Annotated in this window: 23 protein-coding genes and 1 pseudogene; 10 read left to right on the top strand and 14 right to left on the bottom strand. The window is 70.8% G+C overall.

The window, feature by feature from the left end; all coding sequences use genetic code 11:
- Positions 1-65: 65 nt before the first annotated feature.
- Positions 66-1,511, top strand: coding sequence for an acetamidase/formamidase family protein (locus tag J3A75_RS06410; RefSeq protein WP_012317504.1), 1,446 nt, complete (start codon positions 66-68; stop codon positions 1,509-1,511).
- Between the two features lie 12 nt (positions 1,512-1,523).
- Here the strand turns inward: J3A75_RS06410 and J3A75_RS06405 are convergent, their stop codons facing one another.
- The 5 genes from J3A75_RS06405 to J3A75_RS06385 all read right to left on the bottom strand — a co-directional run bounded on the left by J3A75_RS06405 (position 1,524) and on the right by J3A75_RS06385 (position 10,446).
- On the bottom strand, positions 1,524-4,040 hold the full coding sequence (locus J3A75_RS06405) for a methyl-accepting chemotaxis protein (protein WP_209649821.1): 2,517 nt from the start codon (positions 4,038-4,040) through the stop codon (positions 1,524-1,526).
- A 450-nt stretch (positions 4,041-4,490) separates the two neighbouring features.
- Positions 4,491-6,044: an exopolyphosphatase gene (gene ppx / locus J3A75_RS06400; RefSeq protein WP_029358363.1), complete on the bottom strand. Its 1,554-nt coding sequence runs from the start codon at positions 6,042-6,044 to the stop codon at positions 4,491-4,493.
- A gap of 82 nt (positions 6,045-6,126) precedes the next feature.
- Positions 6,127-8,499: an RNA degradosome polyphosphate kinase gene (locus J3A75_RS06395; protein WP_024831104.1), complete on the bottom strand. Its 2,373-nt coding sequence runs from the start codon at positions 8,497-8,499 to the stop codon at positions 6,127-6,129.
- A gap of 98 nt (positions 8,500-8,597) precedes the next feature.
- The gene (locus tag J3A75_RS06390) at positions 8,598-9,308 is read right to left on the bottom strand and encodes a hypothetical protein (protein WP_043073094.1); all 711 of its coding nucleotides are present in this window, start codon (positions 9,306-9,308) and stop codon (positions 8,598-8,600) included.
- 13 nt (positions 9,309-9,321) lie between these two features.
- Positions 9,322-10,446, bottom strand: coding sequence for an AI-2E family transporter (locus J3A75_RS06385; RefSeq protein ID WP_012317499.1), 1,125 nt, complete (start codon positions 10,444-10,446; stop codon positions 9,322-9,324).
- A gap of 142 nt (positions 10,447-10,588) precedes the next feature.
- On the opposite strand from J3A75_RS06385, the gene purM reads away from it, so the two are divergent.
- Both purM and purN read left to right on the top strand, forming a co-directional pair.
- Positions 10,589-11,668, top strand: a complete 1,080-nt coding sequence (gene purM / locus J3A75_RS06380; protein WP_059408476.1) for a phosphoribosylformylglycinamidine cyclo-ligase — start codon at positions 10,589-10,591, stop codon at positions 11,666-11,668.
- Entirely contained in the window at positions 11,668-12,318 is a 651-nt protein-coding gene (purN, locus tag J3A75_RS06375) for a phosphoribosylglycinamide formyltransferase (protein WP_024831107.1), read from the top strand. Before purM ends, purN begins: the two co-directional genes overlap by 1 nt.
- A 139-nt stretch (positions 12,319-12,457) precedes the next feature.
- Here purN and J3A75_RS06370 read toward each other — a convergent pair whose 3' ends face one another.
- Together J3A75_RS06370 and ndk are read right to left on the bottom strand one after the other, a co-directional pair.
- Entirely contained in the window at positions 12,458-12,823 is a 366-nt protein-coding gene (locus J3A75_RS06370; protein ID WP_012317496.1) for a hypothetical protein, read from the bottom strand.
- A gap of 168 nt (positions 12,824-12,991) precedes the next feature.
- Positions 12,992-13,414, bottom strand: a complete 423-nt coding sequence (gene ndk / locus J3A75_RS06365; protein ID WP_012317495.1) for a nucleoside-diphosphate kinase — start codon at positions 13,412-13,414, stop codon at positions 12,992-12,994.
- 269 nt (positions 13,415-13,683) lie between these two features.
- Here ndk and J3A75_RS06360 point away from each other — a divergent pair, with 269 nt between their 5' ends.
- Positions 13,684-14,148: a DUF2147 domain-containing protein gene (locus tag J3A75_RS06360; RefSeq protein WP_012317494.1), complete on the top strand. Its 465-nt coding sequence runs from the start codon at positions 13,684-13,686 to the stop codon at positions 14,146-14,148.
- Positions 14,149-14,155: 7 nt separating this feature from the next.
- Here the strand turns inward: J3A75_RS06360 and J3A75_RS06355 are convergent, their stop codons facing one another.
- The gene (locus tag J3A75_RS06355; RefSeq protein WP_012317493.1) at positions 14,156-14,791 is read right to left on the bottom strand and encodes a glutathione S-transferase N-terminal domain-containing protein; all 636 of its coding nucleotides are present in this window, start codon (positions 14,789-14,791) and stop codon (positions 14,156-14,158) included.
- Between the two features lie 238 nt (positions 14,792-15,029).
- Between J3A75_RS06355 and J3A75_RS36435 the strand changes: the two are divergent.
- The 4 genes and pseudogenes from J3A75_RS36435 to J3A75_RS06340 all read left to right on the top strand — a co-directional run bounded on the left by J3A75_RS36435 (position 15,030) and on the right by J3A75_RS06340 (position 18,803).
- A pseudogene (locus J3A75_RS36435) lies at positions 15,030-15,364 on the top strand (hypothetical protein).
- Between the two features lie 126 nt (positions 15,365-15,490).
- On the top strand, positions 15,491-17,530 hold the full coding sequence (locus J3A75_RS06350; RefSeq protein ID WP_209649820.1) for an FUSC family protein: 2,040 nt from the start codon (positions 15,491-15,493) through the stop codon (positions 17,528-17,530).
- Positions 17,531-17,553: 23 nt separating this feature from the next.
- On the top strand, positions 17,554-17,748 hold the full coding sequence (locus J3A75_RS06345) for a DUF1656 domain-containing protein (protein WP_012317490.1): 195 nt from the start codon (positions 17,554-17,556) through the stop codon (positions 17,746-17,748).
- Positions 17,748-18,803: an HlyD family secretion protein gene (locus J3A75_RS06340; RefSeq protein WP_058606306.1), complete on the top strand. Its 1,056-nt coding sequence runs from the start codon at positions 17,748-17,750 to the stop codon at positions 18,801-18,803. The genes J3A75_RS06345 and J3A75_RS06340 overlap by 1 nt, the downstream gene beginning before the upstream one ends.
- Positions 18,804-19,666: 863 nt before the next feature.
- Here J3A75_RS06340 and gatB read toward each other — a convergent pair.
- From gatB to J3A75_RS06315, 5 genes are all read right to left on the bottom strand, one after another.
- The gene (gene gatB, locus J3A75_RS06335; protein WP_024831111.1) at positions 19,667-21,139 is read right to left on the bottom strand and encodes an Asp-tRNA(Asn)/Glu-tRNA(Gln) amidotransferase subunit GatB; all 1,473 of its coding nucleotides are present in this window, start codon (positions 21,137-21,139) and stop codon (positions 19,667-19,669) included.
- Between the two features lie 184 nt (positions 21,140-21,323).
- Positions 21,324-21,623, bottom strand: a complete 300-nt coding sequence (locus tag J3A75_RS06330) for a hypothetical protein (RefSeq protein WP_012317487.1) — start codon at positions 21,621-21,623, stop codon at positions 21,324-21,326.
- Positions 21,620-23,098, bottom strand: a complete 1,479-nt coding sequence (gatA, locus tag J3A75_RS06325) for an Asp-tRNA(Asn)/Glu-tRNA(Gln) amidotransferase subunit GatA (protein ID WP_209649818.1) — start codon at positions 23,096-23,098, stop codon at positions 21,620-21,622. The genes J3A75_RS06330 and gatA overlap by 4 nt, the downstream gene beginning before the upstream one ends.
- A gap of 75 nt (positions 23,099-23,173) precedes the next feature.
- Complete coding sequence (gatC, locus tag J3A75_RS06320; protein ID WP_012317485.1) at positions 23,174-23,461, bottom strand: Asp-tRNA(Asn)/Glu-tRNA(Gln) amidotransferase subunit GatC; 288 nt, start codon at positions 23,459-23,461, stop codon at positions 23,174-23,176.
- Positions 23,462-23,635: 174 nt separating this feature from the next.
- Entirely contained in the window at positions 23,636-23,776 is a 141-nt protein-coding gene (locus tag J3A75_RS06315) for a hypothetical protein (protein ID WP_012317484.1), read from the bottom strand.
- A gap of 172 nt (positions 23,777-23,948) precedes the next feature.
- Here J3A75_RS06315 and J3A75_RS06310 point away from each other — a divergent pair, with 172 nt between their 5' ends.
- Together J3A75_RS06310 and ruvX are read left to right on the top strand one after the other, a co-directional pair.
- Positions 23,949-24,518 carry an SMI1/KNR4 family protein gene (locus J3A75_RS06310; RefSeq protein ID WP_053620280.1) on the top strand — a complete coding sequence of 190 codons (570 nt, stop codon included), beginning with the start codon at positions 23,949-23,951 and terminating at the stop codon, positions 24,516-24,518.
- Positions 24,515-25,027: a Holliday junction resolvase RuvX gene (gene ruvX, locus J3A75_RS06305; protein ID WP_012317482.1), complete on the top strand. Its 513-nt coding sequence runs from the start codon at positions 24,515-24,517 to the stop codon at positions 25,025-25,027. Before J3A75_RS06310 ends, ruvX begins: the two co-directional genes overlap by 4 nt.
- Here the strand turns inward: ruvX and dprA are convergent.
- A complete protein-coding gene (dprA, locus tag J3A75_RS06300) occupies positions 25,017-26,228 on the bottom strand; it encodes a DNA-processing protein DprA (RefSeq protein ID WP_209649816.1) in 1,212 nt (403 codons plus the stop codon). The genes ruvX and dprA overlap by 11 nt on opposite strands.

Genomic DNA, 26,228 nt, shown 5'->3' with positions numbered 1-26,228 from the left:
CCGCGAGCGTGGCCGTCGATTTGCTTTCCGGTCCCGGTGCCACGAAATCACCGGGAGACGACGCGATGTGCGCGGGCGACGATCCAACCTGCCACGCCTTCGAGGAGCACCGCCGCCGGTTCCGGCGGGATCTGGAGCCTGAGCGGCGCGCCTTCCTGAAGAGCGGCTTCGCGGCGACCGGCGCCGCCGCTGCGGCCCTCGCGGCCGGCGGCCCGTCGCTGGTGAGCCCGGCCCTGGCCCAGGCGAGCGGGGCCAAGATCGCCGCCACGGCGCATTACCACCTGCCGGCGAATGCCGAGACCGTCCACTGGGGCTTCTTCAGCCGCAGCCTCAAGCCCAAGGTCGAGATCGGTTCGGGCGATTTCGTCACGATCGAGACGCTCACGCATCAGGCGAGCGACGACGCCGAGCGGATGATCCAGGGCGATCCGGGCGCCGAGAGTGTCTATCTCTGGACGAAGGACAAGATGGGCGTCTCGCCCCGCGGTGCCGGCGCCATGGACGCCAAGATCGGCCCCGGCGGCGGCCTCGGCGTGCATATCTGCACCGGCCCGGTGGCGATCCGCGGCGCCGAGCCCGGCGATGTCCTGGAGGTGCGCATCCTCGACGTCGCTCCCCGCCCCTGCGCCAATCCCAAGTACAAGGGACTGGCCTTCGGCAGCAACGCGGCGGCGTGGTGGGGCTACCACTACAACGACCTGATCACCGGCGATAAGCCCCGGGAGGTCGTGACCATCTACGAGGTCGACGCCACCGGCGAGCGCGACTGGGCCCGGGCGGTCTACAGTTTCCGCTGGCCGGGCGTCACCGACCCGTTCGGCGTCTCTCACCCGACCATCGACTATCCCGGCCTGCCGGTCGATCATTCCAAGACGCAGAAGACCTTCGAGGTCCTCAAGGGCATCCGTGTGCCGATCCGGCCGCATTTCGGCACGATGGGCGTCGCGCCCGCCGAGGCCGACCGGGTCAACACGATCCCGCCGAGCTACACCGGCGGCAACATCGACAACTGGCGGATCGGCAAGGGCGCGACGCTGTACTACCCGGTGGCGGTGCCGGGCGCCCTGTTCTCGGTGGGCGACCCCCACGCCAGCCAGGGCGATTCCGAGTTGTGCGGCACCGCGATCGAGTGCTCGCTCACCGGAACCTTCCAGTTCATCCTGCACAAGAAGGCCGACCTGCCCGGCACGCCGCTGGAGGCCCTCGACTTCCCGATGATCGAGACCCGGGACGACTGGGTGCTGTCCGGCTTCAGCTACCCGAACTACCTGCGCGACCTCGGTCCGGACGCCCAGAGCGCGATCTTCCAGAAGTCCTCCATCGACCTCGCCATGCGCGACGCCTTCCGGAAGATGCGCCAGTTCCTGATGCACGCGAAGGGCCTCACCGAGGACGAGGCCATCTCGCTGATGTCGGTGGCGGTCGATTTCGGGATCACGCAGGTCGTGGACGGCAACTGGGGCGTCCACGCCGTGGTCAGGAAGGCGATCTTCTCGGATCGCGTCGCCTGACGTCGGGCCGGATCACGCGGCCTTCGCGGTTCCGGCCATCGTCATCAGGCCGGTGATGACCCGGTAGGTCTCGACCCAGGCCTCCCGGAGTTCCGGCGTGAAGTCCGGGCCGAGCTCCTGTTCCAGCGTCCAGATCAGGGCCGCGCCGACCGGCTCGTAGTGCGCCTGCAGCGCGCCGTAGCCGGCGTGCCGGTCCCCGAGATCGCGCACGGTCGCGACCAGGGCCTCGGGCTTGTCGAGGTTGGACACCGCCAGCGCCAGCATGGCGACGAGCTTCCGCTTCTGCGCGGTCATGTCGTCCGGGAAGAGCGACCGGACCTGCGGCGCGATGTCGAACAGGCGTCCGTAGAACAGGTCCGCCACGGCATCGCCCAGCGTCTGCACCGTCTCGAAACTGTCCCGGACCAGCGCGACCTGCGCGGCGGAGACCGCGTAGGAAACGCGGACGCTCGCCAGAAACCGCCCGACCTCCGCGGTCAGGCGGTCGGACTGGTCCGACAGGGCGGAGGCCGCGTCGAGAACCTGGCCGGCGGCCAGACCGGTGCTCTCGGCCGCCTGCGCGACCCCGGTGATGGTGGTGGTGACCTCGCCGGTGCCGACAGCCGCCTCCCCGACGTTGCGGACGATCTCCTGGGTTGCCGCACCCTGTTCCTCGACGGCCGCCGCGATCGAGGCCGCCACGCCGTTGATCTCGCGGATCCGCGCGGTGATCGCCGCGATGGCCTCCACCGCTTGACCGGTGGAGGCCTGCACCTGCGCGATCTGTCCGGAGATCTCGTCGGTGGCCTTGGCGGTCTGCTCGGCCAGCGCCTTCACCTCGGAAGCCACGACCGCGAAGCCGCGGCCGGCGACGCCCGCGCGCGCTGCCTCGATGGTCGCGTTGAGCGCCAGCAGATTGGTCTGCTCGGCGATCGATGAGATGAGCCCCACGACGGCGCCGATCTTGTTCACGGCGCTGTTCAGGTCCTGCACGCGCGCGGCGGTCCGATCGGCCTCGGCCGCGGCCTGCCGTGCGAGAGCCGCCGAGCCGTCGGCCTGCCGCCCGATCTCCTGCACGGAGGTGCCGAGCTCCTCGGCGGCCGCCGCCACGGTGTTGACGTTGCTGGAGGCTCGTTCGGCGGCGGTCGCGACCGTCGTCGACTGTCCCGCCGTCCGTGTGGCCGTCGCCGTCATCGACCGTGCCGTGACCTGCAGCGCGGTGGCCGAGGCCGCGACCTGGCCGATCATGCCCCCGACCGCCTGCTCGAACCGTTGCGCCATCTGGCGCAGGCTGTCCCGCCGCTGGTCGTCGGCGTCCAAACGCGCCCGCTCGGCCTCGCCTTCGAGCTCGCGTGTGCGGATCAGATTGTCCCGGAACGCCTGCACGGCCACCATGATCGGCGCGAACTCGTTCCGGTAGGCCTGCACCGGGAGTGCGACGGCGGTCTCACCCCCGGTCAGCGCGCGCATCGCCGTGGCGATGGTCCGGATCGGCCGCAATACGCCCTCGAACAGGGCGACGAGACCGAGGCCGACGAGCAGCAGGACGGCCAGCAGCGCCGCGGCGTTGTGCAGGAGAACCCGGTCCGCTGCCGCAGCGAGGGTCTCGGCCCGTCCCACCATCTCGTCGAGGGCGGCATCGGCCAGATCGACGATCGTCATCTGCTCGAGGGTGTTCCGTTTGCGGATGTCCTGGAACGTGTAGGGGGACGCCCGCTGCTGACTCAGGGCATCGAAGACCGCCCTCGCCGCTTCCGCCGCCTCGCCCTCGAAATTGCTGCGCTTGGCTCTCTCGAACGCCGCGCGCGTGGCGTCCGAGAGTTGGGCTGCGGCCTCGCTGGTGCTCGACCAAGCCGACTGGAGCCGCGCCCGCTCCTCGGCGGCAGCCACGGTCTCGGGCAGCGACCACGACGTTCCGGCGGCCAGCGACGTCTGGACGCGCAGGGCAACGTTGCCGATCGCGACGCGGGTCGACCAGGCTGACCGCTTGAGGACGAGGTAGCGCTGCAGGATCGCGTCGGAGCGCGGAATGGCCGAATCCACGGCATCCGTGGTCGCCGTCAGCGCGTCGAGGAGATCTTGGAAAGCCGCCAGCACGGCGGGTAACAGCGCCGGGTCCCGCTTCGGCTTCGCGACGCGCAGAGCCTCATCGATGCGGGGGCGGAGCCGGTTCGCGGCGTCCTGCGCCGCGTTCAGCCTCGCCAACGTCGCCGACACGGCGGGCAGATCCTGGTTCTGCAACAGGTCCTGAAGGCTCTTGAAGCCCGCGATCATCGCCTCCCGGTTCACCGCGTAGGCTCTCAGGCCCTCCGCGTCGGCGGCCGCGTCTCCGCCCAAGGCGAGGGCTGCCCCCCGCTCGAGACGCGCTGGGAGGATCGTCTTGAGGAGTTGGCGGCTCGCGCGAGTCAACGTGACCGCAGACTGGGCCTGCTGCGTCTGGTGCCGCGCATCGATCAGAGAATTTCCCGCATATCCCAGTAACATCAGCGCCATTGCGAATATCGTCGTGCACATAGCGGCACGAATTGAGAGATAGCTAAGCAATCTCATTGCGCGAACGCTCCAGCGTGCGAGTTCGGTCAGTTGTCCGGTCGCATCATAGGGCGAAGTTCGCGCACAATCACGCTGTGTGCTGACAGAATCTTAAAGTATACTGAACTTGATTACTTTGGAAATGGCGTTGCTCTTTTTGAAAACTGTATAAAACCATCATCAACAATCAGAAAAATTACTTGAGAAATTAAATAGGTGTTACGGCGCCTTTATCTATCCGCCGGTGGGCGGACGACACTGGGGACGCGCGGTGTCCACCTTCGCGACTGTCACGATGCCGTCGTCGGCCCCTGCGGGCACGGCGCGCGCTCGGCAAGCCGGCTCTCGAACGCGAGAGCGGAACGCGGCGTCGAGCGAGATCATCCCTGCACCGGCGGCCATGGGCCGCCGTGCAACGCCGAATCCACGTCTCACTGCTCTCGGGGCGCCGGGGCCGCGAGGCGCGGTTCAGGCGGCGGCGCCCGTGATCTCGACACGCCCATCGAGGCCGACAACGCGCCCGAGGCCGCGAACACGGTTCAACAGGCGATCCCCGTTCAGGGCCTCCCACTCCTGCGGCAGACGCAGCACCACGCGGCCATCCTCGACGGTGAGCGGCGCCCGTCCGAGCGCGCCGTCCATGCCGGCCGAGATCGGGAAGGCGATCCGGAGCAGCGCGCCCAGGAGGCGCGCGCGCTCGAACAGGCGCGGACCGGCCACGCTGCGGAGCATCGCGTTCGCCTTCTCAGGCGCCAAGCCGATGTGTTTCAGGGACACCGCCAGGGCGAGATAGGCCCGCCCCGGATGATCCACGCCCACGAAGGCGGCGTTCTGGATCACCGCGATGCTCTGCTCGCCGCGGTAATCCGGATGCGCCCGCCAGCCGACATCCGACAGCAGGCAGCCCGCGTGGCGCAGGCGGCGCTCGTCGGCGGTCTCGTGGCCGTCCAGGGTCGCGACGAACCGATCCGTCCAGGCGATCAACTCCTCGCCGTGGCGCGGCGAGCGCGCGCGCAGGACGTTGAATTCCGACGCCGAGGCCAGCAGCGGATCGACCAGCCTTGTGTCCCGGTCGAGCTGCTCGAACAGCAGGCCCTCGCGGACGCCCGATGCCGAGATTGCCACCTCGCGCGGGCGCCCGACCCGGATGATCTCCTCCAGCACGACGGCTCCGTAGGCGAGCAGCGGGCGCCGCGCCTCCGAGATCGCGTCGACGTCCTGCAGCAGCGCCACGTCGGTCTGCTCGACGACCTGCAGGAAGCTGAGCTCGTCGGTGGGCTCCACCGCGTAGCCGTGCATCACGTGGACGGGGTAGCCGCGGGCCGCCTGGTGGAGCCGCGCGATCGCCCGCCACGTGCCGCCGACCGCGTAGAAGGTCCGCCCGCGCAGGGTCTCCAGCTGCGGGGCGGCCTTGCGCATGTACTCGCGGACGATCTTGGCGGCCTTCTTGACCGAGCCGCCGGACAGGTCCTGCAGGGCGAGACCGCCGAGGGGCATGGTCACCCCCTGGCCGACGACGGCCCCGCGGACGTCCACGAGTTCGAGGGAGCCGCCGCCCATGTCGCCCACCACGCCGTTCGGCGCGTGGAAGCCCGAGACCACGCCGAGCGCGGACAGCTCCGCCTCCCGCCGTCCGGAGAGCAGCTGGATCTCCTGACCGCAGGCCGCCTCGGCGGCGCGGAGGAAGTCGGGACCGTTCTCGGCGTCCCGCGCCGCCGCGGTGGCGAGCACGAAGACCTGCCTGACGCGCATCGTCTGGCACAGCACCCGGAAACGACCCAGGGCGGCGAGTGCGCGGGCCACCGCCTCCTCGTTCAGCCGGCCGGTCGTCAGGACATTGCGGCCCAGGCCGCAGAGCACTTTCTCGTTGTAGAGCGGCGTCGGCGCCCGGGTCAGTCCGTCATACGCGACGAGGCGGACCGAGTTGGAGCCGATATCGATGATCGCCACCGGATGGTGCGCGGCGCGGTCGATCGCCTCCGCGTCCCGCGCGAGGGTGAGATTGGCAAGAGGGCTGCCCAAACGTCCGAGTCCTTCATCAGCCCGGCGCACCTGCCGGCGCGCCGTGCGGGAGGTTTAACCCAGCGACGGCGCGCGGCGAAACTCAGCTGCGTTGCGCGCGTCGGCTGAGGGCCCGCGGGCTCGACTTCTTCGAGGCCTTGCCGCGTCCCGAGAGGCTGGGATTGGTCATGAAATACTTGTGGGCATTGAACGGCTCCTCGCCCTCGGCGGGCTGGATCCGTTCGCAGCCGCCCGAAGCGAGGAGCCGCCAGCTCTGACGGTTGTCGAGAAGGTTGGCCAGCATGATCTGGTCGAGCACCTGCTGATGCACCGTCGGGTTCGTGATCGGCAGCAGCGCCTCGACACGGCGGTCGAGGTTCCGGCTCATCAGGTCGGCCGAGGAGATGTAGACCGTGGCCTTGGGGTGCGGCAGCCCGACGCCGTTGCCGAAGGCGTAGATGCGCCCGTGCTCGAGGAAGCGCCCGACGATCGACTTCACCCGGATCGTCTCCGACAGGCCGGGGATGCCCGGGCGCAGGCAGCAGATGCCCCGGACCACGCAGTCGATCTGAACGCCGGCTCCCGAGGCGTCGTAGAGCGCGTCGATGATCTGGCCGTCGACTAGGGAGTTGCACTTGATCCAGATCGCGGCCGGGCGCCCGGCCTTCGCGTGGGCCACCTCCGCCTCGATATGCTCCAGGAGGCGGTTCTTCAGGGTCAGCGGCGAGACCGCCATGCGCTCCAGCTCGGCCGGCTCGGCGTAGCCGGTGATGAAGTTGAAGATGCGCGACACGTCCCGCGCGATCGCGGGATCCGCCGTGAAGAACGACAGGTCCGTGTAGATGCGCGCGGTGATCGGGTGGTAGTTGCCGGTGCCGACGTGGCAGTAGGTGACGAGCTTGTCGCCCTCCCGTCGGACCACCAGCGACAGCTTGGCGTGCGTCTTGAGCTCGACGAAGCCGAACACGACCTGCGCGCCCGCCTTCTCGAGGTTGCGCGCCCAGCGGATGTTGGCCTCCTCGTCGAACCGCGCCTTCAGCTCCACGAGGGCGGTCACGGACTTGCCGAGCTCGGCGGCCTCGGCGAGGGCCGCGACGATCGGAGAGTTCGACGAGGTGCGGTAGAGCGTCTGCTTGATCGCGACGACGTTCGGGTCGCGCGCGGCCTGGGCCAGGAACTGCACCACCGAGTCGAAGGATTCGTAGGGGTGGTGGACGATGAAGTCCTTCTGGCGGATCGCCGCGAAGACGTCGCCGCCGCTCTCGCGGATGCGCTCGGGGAAGCGCGGGTTGTAGGGCTTGAACTTCAGGTCGGGCCTGTCGATGCCGACGACCTGGGACAGCTCGTTCAGGGCCAGCATGCCCTCCACGAGGAAGATCGCGTCCGCGGCGATCTCGAGCTCGTCGGCGACGAAGCTGCGCAGATCTTCCGACATGCCCGCCTCCACCTCGAGGCGGATCACGACGCCGCGGCGGCGCTGCTTTAGCGCGGTCTCGAAATGCAGGACGAGGTCTTCGGCCTCCTCCTCGATCTCCAGGTCGGAGTCGCGGACCACGCGGAACGCGCCGCTGCCCTTCACGAGGTAGCCTGGGAAGAGCCGGCCGGTGAACATCCCGATCACCTGCTCGATCGGCATCAACCGCGCCGCGGTCTCGCTCTCGGTCACCGGCAGGCGCACGAAGCGGTCGATGACGCCGGGCAGGCGGATGAGCGCGCGCAGCAGCCTTCCGTCCTTCGGCCGAACCAGCATCAGCGCGATGGTGGTGCCGAGATTCGGGATGAACGGGAACGGGTGGGCCGGATCGATCGCCAGCGGCGTCAGGACCGGGAAGACGTGGTTGAGGAAGTACTCCTCCAGCCACGCCGCCTGCTCGGCCGTGAGGGCGGCGGGCTCGACGATGTCGATGTCGGCCGCGTGCAGCTCCTCGCGCAGCTCCCGCCAGCGGGCCTGCTGGTCGGCGGCGAGGCGCGAGACCTCGGCGCCGATCCGGACCAGCTGCTCCGACGGCGACAGGCCGTCCTGCGACGGCACCGTGATCCCGGCCCGGACCTGATCGATCAGGCCGGCGACGCGGACCATGAAGAATTCGTCGAGGTTGTTGGCCGAGATCGACAGGAAGCGGAGGCGCTCCAGGAGCGGGTGGTTCGGATTCGACGCCTCCTCCAGCACGCGCCGATTGAACTGAAGCCAGGACAGCTCGCGGTTCACGAACCGCTCCGGCGTGTGACGCAGGGACCGCCCCGCTTCCAGAACCGACTCACGGGCCGCCCCGACCGACGGCTCCGCCGGGGCCGCGGCGGCCGGCCACTCGTCGTTGGCGTCGGCCGCCGGCGCGGCCGCCGTGCCGGCCGGGTCGACCGGCACGCGCCGGGCCACCGGCGCGCGCCGCGTCGCCGGATTGGCCGCCGCGCGCCGACGGGGCTCGGCGGCCTCGTCGGCGGCGTCGCGGTCCACGGGCTTCTGCGTCGATTCCATCCCGGATCCCTGTCTCTGCTCCTCGCGGCGGCGGAGCGTGTATCACCCTAGACGGGCGGCCTTCACGACGGTTTCGTGACGACTGCCGCATTCCGCGCTCAGCCGGTCGGGTCGGGCTCGTCCTCCAGCCCCATGCGCCGCAGGACGGCCAGCGCGAGCGGCCGGCTGATCCGCCGACCGCGCCCGAGGGCGTCGCGGTCGAGCTCGGCGACGACGTCCCGGGCGCGACCCAGCGACCGGTCGATCCGCAGGGCCAGCGCGTCGATGACGCCGAGATCGACGACCAGCTGCCGGTCCACGAACAGCTTGACCAGCACGGCACGTAGCAGGGCGTCGTCCGGCGCCTCGATGGCGCTGCGCGGGGCGAGGCGAAGCCGCGAGCGCAGGTCCGGCGTCGCGAGTCCCAAGGCGTCGATGCCCGTGGCGCTGGTCAGCAGGACCGGGCAGCGTCGCTCGCGTGCCCGGTTGAGCAGGTGGAACAGCGCCGCCTCGTCGAGCCGCTCCGCCCGGTCGATGTCCTCGACGACCAGCGCCCCGTTGGAGACGAGGTGCTGGACCGCGTCGCCGCCCAGCTCGGCGGCCGGGAGGGTCCAGGCGTGGGCGCGCTCGGCCCAGATCGCCGCGAGGTGGCTCTTGCCGCTGCCCGAAGGTCCGGTGAGGACCAGGACGCTGTCCGGCCAGTCCGGCCACGCCTCGATCAGCGCGTAGGCCGCCTCGTTGGCCGGTCCCACGAGGAAATCCTCCCGCCCGAAGCGAGGGTCGAGCGGCAGGTCGAAGGCCAGCTGCCGGGGTGGGGCGTTCTCGCGCATGTGCCGCTCAGGATCATCCCGCGCCCGCGGAGGTCAAGGCCGAAGGGGTCTTGCCGTCGTGCTCGATCAGGATCGGCTGGCCCGCGTGGTAGAGGCGGCTCTCCAGGTAGCGGGCCAGGGCGAACCGGACCAGAACGCCGATCGAGGCCGCGATCGGGACGGCGAGCAGCAGCCCGACGAAGCCGAACAGCGTCCCGAAGGCCAGCAGCGCGAACATCAACCAGACCGGGTGCAGCCCGGTGGAATCACCGACGAGCTTCGGCGAGATGACGTTCCCCTCCAGGAACTGGCCGACGAGGAACACGCCGACGGTCAGGCCGAGGTGCAGCCAGTCGGCGGAGGGCCAGAACTGGACCAGCGCGACGCCCACCGAGAGCAGGAAGCCGGTGAGCGTGCCGACGTAGGGGATGAAGGTGAGGAACCCCGCGATCAGGCCGATCAGCACGCCGAAGTTGAGGCCGACGAGCCAGAGGCCGATGGCGTAGAAGCTGCCCAGGATGAGGCAGACCAGCGTCTGTCCGCGCACGTATCCGGTGACCGCCCCGTCGATCTGGCGCGCCAGCTCGCGCACCGTCGCCCGGTGCCGGGGCGGTACCCAGCCGTCGATCGCAGCGACCATCCGGTCCCAGTCGACGAGGATGTAGAAGGCGACGACCGGCGTCACGACGAGCAGCGAAGCGATCGAGATCAGCGCCTGGCTGCCCGACCAGAGCGACTTCAGGAAGGCCAGGAGCCACGTCCCGGCCTGGGTGGCGAGCGTGCCGACGGAGGATTGCAGCTCGTTGAGGACGTTCGCGCCGCCGACGCGCTCGAGCAGGGTCCCGGACCGCTCGGCGATGATCGCCTGGAGCCGCGACACCATCCCGGGCAGCGCGTTGACGAGCGCCACGACCTGGTTGGCCGTGAGCGGGATCAGGATCAGCAGCGTCACGACGAGGGCGACGACGAACAGCGCCAGGATCAGCAGGCTCGCCGCCAGACGCCCGAGGCCGAGCCGCTCCAGCCGGTCGGCCAGGGGGTCGAGGAGATAGGCGAGCGTGATGCCGGCCACGAAGGGCAGCATCACCTCCCGGAGGAGGTAGACGATCAACCCGAGGGCGACGACAGCGGCCAGCCCGATCACAGCCCGTGCGCGCACGATGACGCTCCCCCCGCAGCACACCACGCCAGCGGGCAGAGTGGGTATGCGAGGCGCGCCGATCAAGGCGCCGCCGTGCCGACTCGCGCGCCGCGCGCGAAGTCGCTAGAGCGGGGCCTGGATAGAACGAGGTGGCGCGGGCATGACGGCCAAGGACGGCAACGAGCCGAAGACGGGGCTGACCTACGCGGCGGCGGGCGTCGATATCGATGCCGGCAACGCCATGGTCGAGACGATCAAGCCGCTGGTGCGCTCGACCCGGCGCCCGGGCGCCGACGCCGAGATCGGCGGGTTCGGAGGCCTGTTCGACCTGAAGGCCGCGGGCTTCCGCGACCCGATCCTGGTCGCGGCCAACGACGGCGTCGGCACCAAGGTGAAGATCGCCATCGAGACCGGCCGCCACGACACGATCGGCATCGACCTCGTGGCCATGTGCGTGAACGACATCATCGTCCAGGGCGCGGAGCCGCTGTTCTTCCTCGACTACTACGCCACCGGCAAGCTGGTGCCGGGCGTCGGCGCCGACATCGTGCGCGGCATCGCCGAGGGCTGCCGGCAGGCCGGCTGCGCGCTGATCGGCGGCGAGACCGCCGAGATGCCGGGCCTCTACGACGGGTCCGACTACGATCTTGCGGGCTTCTCGGTCGGCGCCGCCGAGCGCGGCGCGCTGCTGCCGCGGCCCGGCATCCGGCCCGGCGACGTCGTGCTCGGCCTGCCCTCCTCCGGCGTCCATTCCAACGGCTTCTCGCTGGTGCGCCGGATCGTCGCGAAGACCGGCCTCGGCTGGGACGCGCCGGCGCCGTTCGCCCCGGGCCGGAATCTCGGCGAGGCGCTGCTGGAGCCGACCCGGATCTACGTGAAGCCGCTCCTCGCGGCTCTGGGGGCCACCGACGGGATCCGGGCGCTCGCCCACATCACGGGCGGCGGCTTCCCCGACAATCTCCCGCGGGTCCTGCCGGACGATGTCGGCATCGCCGTCGACCTCGACGCCGTGACTCCGCCGCCGGTCTTCGGCTGGCTCGCCCGCGAGGGCGGCGTCGCCGAGGCCGAGATGCTGCGCACCTTCAACTGCGGGATCGGCATGGTGGTGATCGCCGCCGCTGACGCGGTCGACGACGTCGACGAGGCGTTGACCCGGGCCGGCGAGACCCCGGTCCGCCTCGGGCGGATCACGGCGCGCGGGCCCGAGCCGGTCACCTTCGCCGGCCGCCTCGCCCTCTGATGGCGGCCGCCCGCAAGACCCGCGTCGCCGTCCTGATCTCGGGGCGCGGTTCGAACATGGTCGCGCTGCTCGAGGCCGCGAAGGATCCCGCCTTCCCGGCCGAGATCGTGCTGGTCCTGTCGAACCGCCCGGAGGCCGCCGGCCTCGCCCGGGCGGCCGCGGCTGGCATCCCGACGCAGGCGATCGATCACCGGGCCTTCGCCGACCGGGCCGGCTTCGACGCCGCCCTCGACGCGGCGCTGCGGGCGGCCGAGATCGACCTCGTCTGCCTCGCGGGTTTCATGCGGATCCTCACGACGGAGTTCGTGGCGTCCTGGGCCGGCCGGATGCTCAACATCCACCCGTCGCTCCTGCCCCTGTTCAAGGGCACGCACACCCACCGGCAGGCGCTGGACGCGGGCGTGCGCCTGCACGGCTGCACGGTCCACTTCGTCGTGCCGGAGCTCGATGCCGGCCCGATCGTCGCCCAGGCCGCGATCCCCGTCCGCCAGGACGACGATCCCGACAGCCTCGCCGACCGGGTGATCGTGCAGGAGCGCCGCCTCTACCCGGCGGTGCTCGCCCTCGTGGCGGGCGGCCGCGCCCGCCTGGAGGGCGAGCGCGTGGTCATCGCCGACGCGGCGCCGGACGGCGCGCTGTTCAGCGTCTAGCGGGCGGCAGCACGGGCGTTTCCGTCCTGGCGCGCGGGGCGAAGCTATCCGGTAACGCCACGCTCGCCGACGTCTTGCTCAACGGGTTGCTGCGCTCCGCGCGCCAGGACGGTGCGCGGAGCCGGGAGCCTTCGGGCGCTCAGACCGGGCGCTGCAGCTTGCAGCTGTCCAGGGCCGAGAGCGCCTTGGCGCGGGCGGTGTCGTTGAAGTAGCCGGTGGTCCGGTAGGCCTCGATCTCGGAGGCGTCGAGGCTGCGCAGGGTCTGACGGGCGTAGCAGCCGCAGGGGCGCTCGAGGGACGCCTCGGTGGCGCTGGTCATGCGCGCCTGGACGACGGTGCAGGCGTGGCGCACGCGGCCTTCGAGATTGGTCTTGCTGGCGGTCTTGAGGGCCGGGTCGGGCTCGTACTGCTGGAACGGGGCCGAGGATCCGCCCGCGAGGGCGGCGGTCGCGCCGAGGGCGATCAGGCCGGTCGCGATCAGCAGGGGCAGGCGGCGCATCGTCATGGTCGGGGTCGTCCGGGGGCTGAGATTGGCTAAGCTCGGCCGTTGGACGCTTCCGGGCTCTGTCCCGTCAAGGACGACCCGGTCACACAGGGCGGCATTCCCGGCGGCGCCGGGTCCGGGGCGCGCGAATGGCGGGCCGGTGTGCCCAACCCGCCACCGCGCCGCGCCTCAGGCGGCGATGTCGGAATCCTTGAAGAACTGCGCGATCTCGAGCTTGGCGTTCTCGGCGCTGTCCGAACCGTGGACGGTGTTCTCACCGACGGACTCGGCGAACTTCTTGCGGATCGTGCCCTCGGCGGCCTGGGCCGGGTTCGTGGCGCCCATGACCTCACGGTACTTGGCGACCGCGTTCTCGCCCTCGAGGACCTGAACCACCACCGGGCCGGAGGTCATGAAGGTCACGAGCTCGCCGAAGAACGGGCGCTCCTTGTGCACCTCGTAGAACTTCTCGGCCTGCTCCTTGGTCATGCGGATGCGGCGCTGGCCGACGATGCGCAGGCCGGCCTCCTCGATGACCGCGTTGACCGCGCCGGTCAGGTTCCGCCGCGTCGCGTCGGGCTTCAGGATCGAGAAGGTGCGCTCGGTGGCCATGGTGCGTCCGGTCTGTCTGTGGAAAAGATCTGCGGCGCGCCGGCGATCCGGACACGCCGCGGCAGCGAGAATTTCGCTTCGGCGCCGGGCTTATAGCGGGCGCCCCCCGGTGTCTCAAGCCGCGCGGCGGGACCGGGCGGGACAAGCGCGGCCGTGGCTCTGCCGCAACACCGCCGAAAAATCGCCCGAATGCGACGGCTCAGTCGCGCACCAACCGACTTCGTCCACCCCTCGGGCGTCCGCGGACGCCCCAACACCGGAGACGAACCATGCGCCTCGCTCTCAGCGCCAGCCTGCTTCTCGCCGGCCTCTCCGCCGCCGCCGCCGACACCGCCAAGGACCCGTCCGGCACGTGGCTCACCGGCGACGGTCGCGCCAAGATCCGGATCGATCGCTGCGGACCCGGCCAGAAGCTGGTCTGCGGCAAGGTCGTCTGGCTCAAGACGCCGACCTTCGACAACGGCGCCCCGCGCACCGACCTCAAGAATCCCGATCCGAAGAAGCGTGCCCGTCCGGTGATCGGTCTGCAGCTGATCGATGGCTTGAAGCCGGACGACGCGAAGTTCACCGGCGAACTCTACAATATCGAGGAAGGCAAGATCTACACGGTCAGCCTGGAGCGCGAGAACGAGGCCGAGCTCAACGTCTCGGGCTGCATGCTCAAGATCCTGTGCGGGTCGCAGACCTGGACCCGCGTCCCGGACGTGAACCAGCAGGCCGCCAACAAGAACTGATTGCCCGTCAGATCGCCGCGAGGCCGCGCTGCACCGCCGGCCTCGCCAGGATGCTCTCGAGCCAGCGGGCGACGTTCGGCAGGGTGTCGATGGCGACGCCCTGCTTGAAGTTGAGCTTGGCCCAGGTGAACGTCGCGATGTCGGCGATGGAGTACTCGTCGGCCAGGAAGGCGCGGCCCTCGAGCCGCCGCTCCAGCACGCCGTACAGGCGTTTGGCCTCGGCGGTGAACCGGTCGATCGCGTACGGCACCTTCTCGGGCGCGTAGATCTTGAAGTGGTGCGTCTGCCCGAGCATCGGCCCGAATCCCGCCACCTGCCAGAACAGCCACTCGTCGACCTGCACGCGGGCGCGCTCGTCGGCCGGGTAGAATTGTCCGGTCTTCCGGCCGAGATACTGCAGGATCGCGCCCGATTCGAAGACGGAGATCGGCTGTCCGCCGGGCCCGTCCGGGTCGACGATGGCCGGGATCTTGTTGTTGGGCGAGATCGCCAGGAAATCGGGCGCGAACTGCTCGTTCTTGGCGATGTCCACGGGAACGATGCGGTAGGGCAGCCCGCACTCCTCCAGCATAATCGGGATCTTCCAGCCGTTCGGCGTGCTCCATGTGTGGACGTCGATCGGCCGCCCGGACACCGCTGCCATGCTCTGCCTGCTCCTGGACCCGATCGTCGGCGGCGCGGTGGTCCTCCGCCATTTCCAAACAACCCCGGCAGTGAAGACGATTTCCCGGCCGCGCTCAAGGGCAGCGGCCCGGGAGCCCGACGATTCGGCGAAGCTGCGCCGGAGCTGTCGTCGGCCGCCGGGGCGGGCTTGCCGGCCCCGCGCGAGAGCGGCGAGATTGCGGCTCGGGCGTGGTACGTCGCCCGAGGGGGAACATCCGATGATCGATCGTCTCGTCAGGATCGCGGTCCTGTCCGTGCCGCTGCTCGCCGCCTTCCGGTCCTCGTCAAGGACCCGCCCGCCAAGGACCCTCCCGCCAAGGATACGCCCGCCCGGGACGCGCCGGCCAGGGAGGCACCCGCGAAGGCGCCCGCCGCCGAGGCGCCGGCCGCCAGGACGCCGAGTCCGGGCCAGTCCGCCACCCGCGAACGGCAGAAGACCTGCGGCGCCGAGTGGCGCGCCCTCACCGACGCGCAGAAGGCCGCGCAGGGGCCGAAATGGCCGCAGTTCTGGAGCAAGTGCAACAAGCGCCTGAAAGGTGGCGACAAGGCCTGACCGGCTAGAACCGCGGGGCGTCCCGTTCGTTCAGACATCCGCGGCGCGTTGGCGGGAGACACGAGGCGATGACGGACCCTTCTCCGTCCGGACGGGCGGTGGACAGCGCGCCGCGCCCGGTCCGGCATGGCTGAGGCCCCCGCCGCATCCGCCGCGGATCGCCGCGCCGAACCGTTCGTCGACCGCGTCGTGGCGTTCCTCGATGCCTGGGTGCCGAAGCCGGCCGCCTGGGCCTTCGCGCTGCGGATCTGGATCGCCATGATGCTGGCACTGGCCGCCGCCTTCTGGCTCCAGCTCGACAGCGCCTCGTCCGCCGCCACCTGCGTGGCGATCCTCGCCCAGCCCAAGCGCGGGCAGGCGATCTCGAAGGCGGTCTACCGCCTCCTCGGCACGCTGATCGGCGCCGTGGTGGCGCTCGTCTTCATGGCCCTGTTCGGCCAGGACCGGGTAATGCTGCTCCTCAGCTTCACCGTGTGGCTCGGCCTCTGCGTCTTCGTCGCCCAGTTCCTGCAAGACACGCGGGCCTACGGCGCGATGCTGTCCGGCTACACCGTGGCGATCATCGCGCTGGGTCAGATCGACGAGCCGCAGGGCACCTTCGACGCCGCCGTGTCCCGCGTCGCCGTGATCGTGCTCGGCATCGTCGTGATCACCTTCATCAACGACGCCCTCGCCTCGCCGAGCACGTGGCGGGCCCTGCTGCCGCAATTGCGCGAAGCCTGGGACGAGACGCGCGGCTACGCCCGCGAGACGCTGGCGGTGGGCGACCTCGGCGCCACGCGCACCGCCGCGCTGATCCGCGCCATCGCGCCGATGCGGGCCGATGCCAGCGCCATCGCGGGCGAACTGGACGACGGCCGGTACCGCGCGGCCGGCGCGCGCAGCTGCATCGCCGCGCTCTACGTGATGGCGGCCGCGATCCGCAGCCTCGGGGCCGCGGCGGCCGGCCTGCGCAACCCGAGCCCGGCCGTCGCGGAGGCGATGGCGATCTGCCGGCGGGTGGCCGACGCACCGGATCCCGACGCCCTCGACCGCGACGACGAGCGCCTGCGCGACCTGATCGACACGGCCATCCGCGACGGGACCCGCCCCCTCGACGAGGTGGTGGTGCTTCAGCGCGCCCTCGACTTCGTCTGCGCCGCGACCTTCGCGCAGGACGGCATTCGTGCCGTCGCCGACGGCCACCGGCCGCTGCGCGACGCCCAGCTGCCGACCCATCGCGACTTCCCGGTCGCCGTGCGCGGTGCCCTGCGGGTCGCCCTGAGCTTCGCGGTAACCGCCGCCACCTTCGTGGCGCTCGGCCTGCCGCAGGCCTCCTTCGCGCTGGTCCAAGTGGCCGCCACCGCGGCGCTCTCGTCGGTCACGCCGGATCCGAAGAAGTTCGCCAACGGGGTCGTCATCGGGATGACCCTCGCCGCCACCTTCGCGGGCATCGCCCGGTTCGCGCTCCTCAACGGTGTCCAGGGCTTCCCGATGCTGGCCATGGTGATGGCCCCCGTGATCTTCCTCGGCTGCTTCCTGTCGCTGAACCCGAAGACCTTCGGCATCGGCTTCATCGTGATCGTCTTCTTCCCCGTGCTGCTCGGGCCCTCGAATCCCCAGTCGTACGATGCGCTGACCTTCCTCCTGAACGCCTTCCTGGTGGTCGTCGCGGCCGTAATCCTGTCGATCGTCGTCCGCCTCATCCTGCCGATCACGCCCGCCCAGCAGCGGGTCTTCGCCCTGGATTCGGCGCGGCGCGCGCTCGCCGACGCCCTCGTCGGCCAGGGGGGCGACGCCACCACCCGCACCAGCCTGAACGCCGACCGGCTGTTCCAGTTCGCGAATTACAGCTCGGGGAGCGGCGCCGTGCGGCGGGCGAACCTGCACCACGCCTTCGCCCTCGCCCGGCTGGAGGCCGCCGCCGCCCGCGCCCACGCGGAGCTGCGCCGCCTCTGGTCGATCGGGGCACTGCGCGGCGCGATCCCGCGGGCGCGGGACGCCCTGGCGGCCGGCGACGATCGCGGCCTCGAGACGGCGGCGCGCGAGCTGATCCGCGCCGCGTCCGGCCAGGACCGGGCGGTGCGGCTGACGACGGCCCGCGCCGCCAGCGACCTCGTCACAGCGTCGCGAACCATCACCCGCCACCGGCGATTCCTCCATCGCCTCGACGTCGCGCTATTCTGACGGCCGCTTCTTCCGGAATCACCATGCACGAGGACATCCATGTCGGCGGAGTGCTGGTCACGGCCTTCGTCGCTTACGCGCTGGCCGCCTTCGTGATCCTGGTCGTCCTGCGCCTCGTCTTCGCCCGCATCCACTTCAGCCGCTACGTCGCCAACGCCCCGCTCGCCGAGGCCGGCCTCTACGTCTGTGTCCTCGCCCTCCTGATCGCGTTCATCTGATGCCCGACACAACCGCCGACGAGGACGATCCGAAGTCCGCCTCCCGTGACAGCGCCCCCGGGCGGAGCGACCCGCTGCCCGCGGTGCCGCGCCGGGGCCGCGCCGCCAAGGTGTTCCGCCTCGCGGCCACGGGCGCGATCCTGCTGGCGGCGATCGTCGCGGCGGCCTTCGTGTGGGAATTCTACGTGGCGGCGCCCTGGACGCGCGACGGCACGGTCCGGGTGCAGGTCGCCAACATCGCGCCCCAGGTCGCCGGGCAGATCGTCGAGGTCCGGGTTCAGGACAACCAGACCGTCCGCAAGGGCGACGTCCTCTACGTCATCGATCCGGTCGACTTCGAGGTCGCGGTCACCTCGGCGGACGCCGAGGTGAAGAACCGCGAGGCCGACCTGCAGGTGAAGAACGCCCAGTCAGCCCGCCGGCAGGCGCTCACGACCGTGTCGACCTCGATCGAGGAGAAGCAGCAATTCGCCGGCGCCGCGAAGATCGCCGAGGCGTCGCTGGAGAGTGCCCAGGCGCAATTGCGGCAGGCCAAGGTGAACCTCGAGCGCACCCAGGTGAAGTCCACCGTCAACGGCCGGGTGACCAACCTGCTGATGCGCGTCGGCGACTACGCCCGGACCGGCACCTCGAACATCAGCGTAATCGACACCGATTCCTTCTGGATCGACGGCTATTTCGAGGAGACGAAGATGCCCAACATTCACGTCGGCGATCGCGCCGACGTGAAGCTGATGGGCTTCGACCCGCACCTGACCGGCACGGTCCACAGCATCACGCTCGGCATCTCCACGGCGAACGCCGCCGCCAGCACGCAGGGATTGCCGGACGTAAACCCGGTCTACACCTGGGTCCGCCTCGCTCAGCGGGTGCCGGTCCGCATCCGCATCGACCATGTCCCGGCGGGCGTCCCGCTCATCGCCGGCATGACCGCGACGGTGTTCGTCAATGGTGGCCGCGGCCCGGCGCCGAACTGGTTCATGGACTTGCGCGACCGCGTCTCCGCTCTGACCACGCCGGCGGCCGGGCCGGCCCAGGAGGCCGAGCGGCGCTGAACCGTCGCCCGGGCGACCGCGCCCGCAGGCGCGGCGCCGGCGTGGTCGGCCAGGCAACACGTCCGATACGGCCGGCGGCGACGACCCGCGGCGGCACGGAAGAGGCCGTCGACCGCAGGATCCGCCGTCCCATCGAGGACGATATGGGCGCCGACAAGTCGCTGGCGCGCGACACAATATTTCGCAGTGCCGCAGGATCGATCCAAGTCCTTGAGCCGGCACGCGCTGCGGCGCGGCGGCGCCGCGAAGTGAAGCAAAAAGGTCCGTTGCCGAGAAAATAGCTATTGACCGACCCGGATTACGGGCGCAGTCTCTCACTGTGCTTGGCGAGAGCGGGCACGGGCCGGCACGAAACCTTGATGAGATCAGGTTTCGCAGCGGTGTCGGTCGCTGGAAGCTGGAGGAGACAGGGATGACTCCACCGCAGCGGAATGCCGCCTAGACGGTCCATGGACAGGTTCGGCCCGAGACCTAGCGGCGCAACACGGACAGCCGGACGGACGCGGCTCCAGGGGCGCAGAAGCGGCCACGCATGGCACGCCTTCGAATGCGCGAAAGGCCCCACTTCGAGCCGTTCCGCCGCGGTTTCTCGCCCAAGGATCCGAATGCCCCACCTGCCCGGCAGCGCCGCGGCGGGATCTCGTCGTGGTCGAGGCGATGACGGGATCCGTCGAGCCCGCCGGATCCGCCGACTTCGACGTGAGTGCCGTCCGCTCGCGCCCCCGCGGCGAGGTGCGAGCGCGGCGAGCCGCGACGGAGTCCTCTGGCTGGTCGCCCCGTCCCTGTAGCTCCTCCTCGAGGCCCGCTGATGCGGGTGCTTCAGGATGAGGCCACGCGCGGGATGGCCGGTCGCCGCGGAACGCTCACTCGATCCCGAGCTTCGCCTTGAGCAGCGCGTTCACCGCCGCGGGGTTCGCCTTGCCGCCGGTGGCCTTCATGGTCTGACCGACGAACCACCCGAGCAGGGTCGGCTTCTCCTTGGCCTGCGCGACCTTGTCGGGATTGGCCGCGATGATCTGATCCACCGCCGCCTCGATGGCGCCCGTGTCGGTCACCTGCTTCATGCCGCGGCTCTCGACGACGGCGCGCGGGTCGCCGCCCTCGGTCCAGACGATCTCGAACAGGTCCTTAGCGATCTTGCCGGAGATCACGCCCTCGCCGATCAGGTCGATGATCGTGCCGAGCTGATCCGCCGAGACCGGGGTCGCTTCGATGGACAGGCCCTCCTTGTTGAGGCGCCCGAACAGCTCGTTGATCACCCAGTTGGCCGCGGCCTTGCCGTCCCGGCCCTTGGCCACCGCCTCGTAGTAGTCGGCGGAGGCGCGCTCGGCGACCAGCACGCCGGCATCGTAGGGCGAGAGGCCGAACGCCGAGACGAACCGCGCCTTCTTGGCGTCCGGCAGTTCGGGCAGCCCCTCGGCGAGGGCGTCGACGTAGGCCTGGTCGAATTCGAGCGGCAGCAGATCCGGATCGGGGAAGTAGCGGTAGTCGTGCGCCTCCTCCTTGGAGCGCATCGAGCGCGTCTCGCCCTTGGTCGGGTCGAACAGGCGCGTCTCCTGGTCGATCGTGCCGCCGTCCTCGAGGATGGCGATCTGGCGCCGCGCCTCGGTCTCGATCGCCTGCCCGATGAAGCGGATCGAGTTGACGTTCTTGATCTCGCAGCGGGTGCCCAGCGGCTCGCCGGGGCGGCGCACCGACACGTTCACGTCGGCGCGGAGCGAGCCCTTTTCCATGTCACCGTCGCAGGTGCCGAGATACCGCAGGATCGTGCGCAGCTTGGTGACGTAGGCCTTCGCCTCCTCGGAGGAGCGCAGGTCGGGCCGGGAAACGATCTCCATCAGCGCCACGCCCGACCGGTTGAGGTCGACGAAGCTCCGGGTCGGATCCTGGTCGTGCAGCGACTTGCCGGCATCCTGCTCGAGATGCAGGCGCTCGATGCCCACGGTGATCGACGCGCCGTCGGCCAAGTCGACCAGGACCTCGCCCTCGCCGACGATCGGGTCCTTGTACTGCGAGATCTGGTAGCCCTGCGGCAGGTCCGGGTAGAAGTAGTTCTTCCGGTCGAACACGGAGCGCAGGTTGATCTTGGCCTTCAGGCCGAGGCCGGTGCGCACCGCCTGGGCGACGCACTCGGCGTTGATCACCGGCAGCATCCCGGGCATCGCGGCATCGACCAGCGAGACGTGGTCGTTCGGCTCGGCCCCGAACTCCGTCGAGGCGCCGGAGAACAGCTTCGCCCGGCTGGACACCTGGGCGTGGATCTCCATGCCGACGATCACCTCCCAGTCGTGGAGGCCGCCCTTGATCAGCTTCTTGGGGTCGACGGGTGCGTTCATGGTCGGTCCGAAAGGCGGCTGGCATTCGAGGCGTCGCCGTCTCGGCGAGCGGAGCGAAGCGATCCGGGGAAGCGCACGGTTCACGCACGCGGCGCCGCTGGATCGCATCGCTCCGCTCGCCGAGACGGTGGCGTCGTCGCGTGCGTCGAGCGAGAGATTTTCTAGGAGGCCCCTGCCCGCAGGGTCAAGCGCGGCGTCCGACCGCCTGCCGGGCGCCGTAGCCCAGGATCGCCCAGAGCAGGGCCGCGACGGCGCGCACCGGGAAGAAGGTCGGGCCGTCGTGGGTGATCGGCGCCGGCCAGGGGATGCCGGCGGCGCTGACCGCGTAGGAGAACAGCACCGAGAAACCGAGCGCCGCGATCGCCGCGATGAAGACCTTGCCGAACTGGCTGGCGGTCCAGCCGAGATAGACCGCCACCACGATCAGCGCCGGATCGAAGCCGGCCCAGATCCAGACCGTCCAGGGATAGTACGGGACGGTCATGACCACCACGGCTCGGGAAGGACCGTCCGGCCGGCGGAGTCCTCGATCACCTGCGCGACCGCGAACAACGTCTCCTCATCGAAGGGCCGGCCGATAAGTTGCAGGCCCAGCGGCAGGCCCTGTCCGTCGAGACCGGCCGGCACGGCGATGCCGGGAAGCCCGGCCATGTTCACCGTCACGGTGAACACGTCGTTGAGGTACATCTCCACCGGGTCGGCCGAGGCCTTCTCGCCGATGCCGAAAGCGGCCGACGGCGTCGCCGGCGTCAGGATCGCGTCGACGCCGGACGCGTAGGCGGCCTCGAAGTCGCGCTTGATCAGCGTGCGGATCTTCTGCGCGCGGACATAGTAGGCGTCGTAGTAGCCGGCCGAGAGCACGTAGGTGCCGATCATGATCCGCCGCTTCACCTCGCGGCCGAAGCCGGCGGCGCGGGTGTTCTCGTACATCCCGGCGATGTCCTTGCCGGGCACGCGCAGGCCGTAGCGGACGCCGTCGTAGCGGGCGAGGTTCGAGGAGGCCTCGGCCGGGGCCACGATGTAGTAGGCCGGCAGCGCGTAGGAGGTGTGCGGCAGCGAGATCTCCTTGATCGTCGCGCCGGCCGCCTTCAGCCACGCGGCCCCCTCGTCCCAGAGCTTCTGGATCTCGGCGGGCATCCCGTCGACCCGGTATTCCTTGGGGATGCCGATGGTCAGGCCCTTCACGCCCCGCGACACCGCGGCCTCGAAATCGGGTACCGCGAGGTCGGCGCACGTCGTGTCCCGGGCGTCGGAGCCCGCCATGGAGCCGAGGAGGATGGCGCAGTCGCGCACCGTGCGGGCGATCGGGCCCGCCTGGTCGAGGGAGGAGGCGAAGGCCACCGTGCCCCAGCGCGAGCAGCGCCCGTAGGTCGGCTTGATCCCCACAGTGCCCGTGAAGGCAGCGGGCTGCCGGATGGAGCCACCGGTATCGGTCGCGGTGGCGCCGAGGCAGAGCCGCGCGGCGACCGCCGCGGCGGAGCCGCCGGAGGAGCCGCCGGGCACGATCGGTGCGTCCGATCCCGCGCGCCGCCAGGGCGAGATCACGTTGCCGTAGGCGCTGGTCTCGTTGGACGAGCCCATGGCGAACTCGTCGAGGTTCAGTTTGCCCAGCATCACGGCGCCGTCGCGCCACAGATTGGCGGACACGGCCGATTCGTAGTGCGGCTCGAAGGTCTTGAGGATCTTGGACCCCGCCGTGGTCGTCACGCCGTGCGTGCAGAACAGGTCCTTGATGCCGAGGGGAATGCCCTCGAGCGGCCGCGCCTCGCCGGACGCGATCTTCCGGTCGGAGGCCTCGGCCATCGTCAGGGCCCGGTCCGGGGTCTCCCGGATATACGCGTTCAGGACCCGGGCCTTCGCCATGGCGTCGAGATGCGCCTGGGTCAGCTCGCGGGCCGAGATCCGCTTCGCCTTGAGGGCGTCGCGCGCTTCGGCCAGGGTAAGTTCGTTCGGATCCACGCTGTTCACGTCCTCGCGCGCGCCGCGCGCCTGCCCGCCAGAAATCCGGTCCGCAAGGTCCGGGCCGCGCTCGGCCTACTCGACCACCTTCGGGACCAGGAAGTAATTGTCCTCGGTCTCGGGCGCGTTGGCGACGACGTCGGCGGCGCGGCCGCCCTCCGTGACGACGTCCTCGCGCTTCTTCATCGCCATCGGCGTCACCGAGGTCATCGGCTCGACGCCCGCGACGTCGACCGTGCCGAGCTGCTCGACGAAGGCCAGGATGGCGTTCAGCTCGCCCTGCAGGGGCCCGACTTCGTCGTCGGTGACCGCGATCCGCGCCAGATGCGCGATGCGCCGAACCGTCTTCTCGTCGACCGACATGCCGTCCCGTTCGTCCCTTGCCGGGAGCACTTTCCCGAAGTCGGTCGGGCTATAGCATCGGCTCTCGACGCGCCGCAACGCGGGTGGACACCGCCACACGCTCGGGGCCGACGGGCGGCGCGCCGCCCGAGGGCATCGGGTCGAGCCGAGCGGGGCGGCGTGATGCGGGGCGGGTCAGGTCACGACGTGGTGGGGCGTCACCGACATCTCGATGGTGATTCCCGGTTGCCGGACCGGCTGGATCATGGCTTGGGTGAAGCCCGCGACCAGGACCTCGAAGGCGAGGAGGAGCATCCAGCGGTGCTTGCGCGGCATCGCCCGCCGGCGCCCGTGCGGTGCGGAACAGGAGAGCTGGCCGTTCGTCGACAAGGCGGGCCCCTTTAGCGTGGTTTAACGGAACATTAACCTACCTAGACGCGAACGGCTCCGCGCGCACCGGGGGCGATCTGCGGAGGAGCCGAAGCCTGTGGACGGTGGAGCGGGAGCGATGTGGGACAAGGTTTTCGAGGAGCTCGCGCCGGGCTTCGTACCGGACGCGGCCGCCCTCGACCGCGCGTCCGAGGCGCTGGGCTTCGCCCTCCCGGCCTCCTATCGCGACTTCTGCCGGAGCTGCGGCGTCGGCCTCGCGGGAGGACAGTTCCGCGTCGCCGTGCCGGCGCCGTTCGAGGCCTGCGATCTGGTGAGCCAAGCGGCTCTCATCGCCCACAGCGTCGGCGCCGCGGTCGCCATGCTCGAGGACGGCGCGGAGCCGCATCGCTTCGACGTCGAGGGCGGCGATGCCGGTATCGTCGAGCGCGCCTGCTTCTTCGGCACCGGCGAGGATGGCAGCTTCCTGTTCTGGGACGTCACCGGGACCGACGGGGAATACGACGTCTGGCTGCTCGCGCCCGACCTGGAGACGGTGCGGTTCGGCGGCGAGAGCCTCGACGACTTCTTCACCCGGGTCACGGCACCGTCCGCGGCGCTGGTCCTGGGACCGGGTTCGGAGCCCCTCCCCGCCCGCTTCGAGGGCGTCACCGAGGCCACCCTCGCGCGCGCCGCGCAGGCGGAGTCATGAACTTCGACGCGATCCGCGCCTTCGCGGCCGAATCCCGCGGCGGCGCCCGCCTGATCGGCATCGATCTCGGCACCAAAACGATCGGGCTCGCCCTGTCGGATCTCGGCCGCCAGATCGCGACACCGCTTGAGACCATCCGCCGGGTGAAGTTCACCCCCGACGCGCAGCGGCTCGCCGCCCTGTGCCGGCAGCACGCGGTCGGCGGCCTCGTGGTCGGACTGCCGCTCAACATGGACGGCAGTGAGGGGCCGCGGGTGCAGTCGACCCGCGCCTTCATGCGCAACCTCGCGCCGATCCTCCCCCTGCCCCACGTCTTCTTCGACGAGCGCCTCTCGACCGCCGTGGTCACCCGCGCGCTGATCGAGGCCGACGCCTCGCGGGCGCGGCGCGGCCAGCTCGTCGACAAGCTCGCCGCCGCCTACATCCTCCAGGGCTGCCTCGACGTCATGCGCAACCTCGCGGACGCCGACGCGGACGACGACACCGAGGACGGGTCCCTCAGCCGCTGATCAGAGAGACGGTGCCGCTGCCGTGGCGCTCGATCCGTCCGTCGAGCTCCAATTCCAGCAGCACGCTCTGCACGATCCGGGCACCGACCCCGGCGCTCCGCGCCAGCTCGTCGGTGCCGACCGGACTCGGGCCGAGCAGCGCGACGATCCGCGCCCGGTCGTCCTGCGGCTCCGGTGGCCGGTCGTCCCGGGCGGGGCTCGGGGCGGACGCGCCGGCGTGCCGCTGCGGGAGCGGGTGAAGCGGCGCGTCGTCCGCGTCGAGGGCGATCTCGTCCCAGAAGTCCGGCTGCTCGGCGAGGTCCGGCCGCGCGCGCGCCGGCGTCGCCTCGGCGTCCGGGCCGCGCTCGATGATCGGGCCCAGCACCTCGAGGACGTGGGACACCTCGGCGACCAGGGTGGCGCCCTGGCGGATCAGGTCGTTGGTGCCCTCGGCGCGCGGGTCGAGCGGCGAGCCCGGGACGGCGAAGACCTCCCGATTCTGTTCGAGGGCGTACCGCGCCGTGATCAGCGAGCCGGAGCGCCGGGCGGCTTCCACCACCACGGTCCCGTAGGACAGGCCGGAGATGATCCGGTTGCGCCGAGGAAAGTCGCGCCCGCGGGGCTCCCAGCCCATCGGCATCTCGGCGAGGACGGCGCCGCCCTCCGCCAGGATCGCCTCGACCAGGGCGGCGTGGCTCGCCGGGTAGATCCGGTCCTGACCACCGGCCATGACGGCGACCGTGCCGGTCCGCAGGCTGGCCTTGTGGGCCCGAGCGTCGATACCGCGAGCGAGGCCGGAGACCACCGTCAGGCCGGCTTCGCCGAGACCGCGGGCGAGGCGCTCTGTGAAGGCGAGCCCCGCCGATGAGGCGTTCCGCGAGCCGACGAGGGCGGCGGCGGGCCGGTTGAGGATCGGTGCGCCGCGCAGGGCCAGGAGGGGCGGCGCGGCGTCGACCTGGGCGAGGAGCCGCGGGTACTCCGCCTCGCCGGTGGCGACCAGCCGGCCGCCGAGTCGCGTCAAGGCCGCGACTTCGGCCTCGGCTTCGCCGCGGGTGGGTGGCACGACCCGCCGTCCCTGGCGGCCGGTGAGCTCCGGCAGGGCCTCGAGGGCGGCGGCCGCGCCGCCGAACCGGTTCACGAGCCTCCGGAAGGTGCGGGGGCCGACGCCCTCGGTCCGGATCAGTCGCAGCCAGTCGAGCCGCTGGGCCTCGGTGAGCTGCAT

Origin of the sequence: Methylobacterium sp. PvP105 (genome assembly GCF_017876975.1) — a bacterium.
In the GTDB taxonomy this organism is placed as follows: Bacteria; Pseudomonadota; Alphaproteobacteria; order Rhizobiales; family Beijerinckiaceae; genus Methylobacterium; species Methylobacterium radiotolerans.
This window is presented reverse-complemented; position numbering and strand designations above follow the sequence as displayed.